This is a genomic window from Enterobacter cloacae complex sp. SHL021 (assembly GCF_049237765.1).
GTDB lineage: Bacteria > Pseudomonadota > Gammaproteobacteria > Enterobacterales > Enterobacteriaceae > Enterobacter > Enterobacter cloacae.
Map to the genome: position 1 here is coordinate 1 of NZ_JBMKJG010000067.1, position 589 is coordinate 589.

The 589-nt window shown below is 37.7% G+C and carries 1 protein-coding gene and 1 pseudogene; one reads left to right on the plus strand and one right to left on the minus strand.

Annotated features, from left to right (window positions below; genetic code table 11):
• Positions 1-95: 95 nt before the first annotated feature.
• Positions 96-347 (minus strand): annotated as a pseudogene (locus tag ACOTZF_RS25225) (hypothetical protein); the annotation flags it as partial.
• Between the two features lie 179 nt (positions 348-526).
• On the opposite strand from ACOTZF_RS25225, the gene ACOTZF_RS25230 reads away from it, so the two are divergent.
• On the plus strand, positions 527-589 hold a 63-nt coding region (locus ACOTZF_RS25230; protein ID WP_421636234.1), incomplete at its 3' end, for a hypothetical protein.

Below are 589 nucleotides of genomic sequence, written 5' to 3' on the forward strand. Positions count from 1 at the left end.
TAGCTGAACAGGAGGGACAGCTGATAGAAACAGAAGCCACTGGAGCACCTCAAAAACACCATCATACACTAAATCAGTAAGTTGGCAGCATCACCTACATTGCGATAACGGTAAATAGACACAATTGAGAGGTACATCCTTTTTTCTTCTGAGAGTAACTCTTCACACACATCATGATAGCTGGGGATTAAGCATGATGAATACCAACTAACACGCTCCATTCCTGAGTAAATATCAGAACCAATCCCCTTTAATGCTTTCCATGTCCCAGCAACGCCTTGTTGTCCATAAATAGCTAACTGCCTGTCGCTCTGGAACTTCATCTTCAAGTAATCAGATGCTTGCATAACGTATCCATACTGTTTTTATGGTTATATGAATATACGTTGAAAAACCGGGCAATTCAAATCCGTTAATTTTATTTAAATACTCATTCACGTTAAAAATAAACAGACTTAATTTTATTTAAATAATCTATATTTAAGGATTATTAAGGCTTTGTTGAATAAATCGAACTTTTGCTGAGTTGAAGGATCAGATCACGTATCTTCCCGACAACGCAGACCATTCCGTGGCAAAGCAAAAGTTC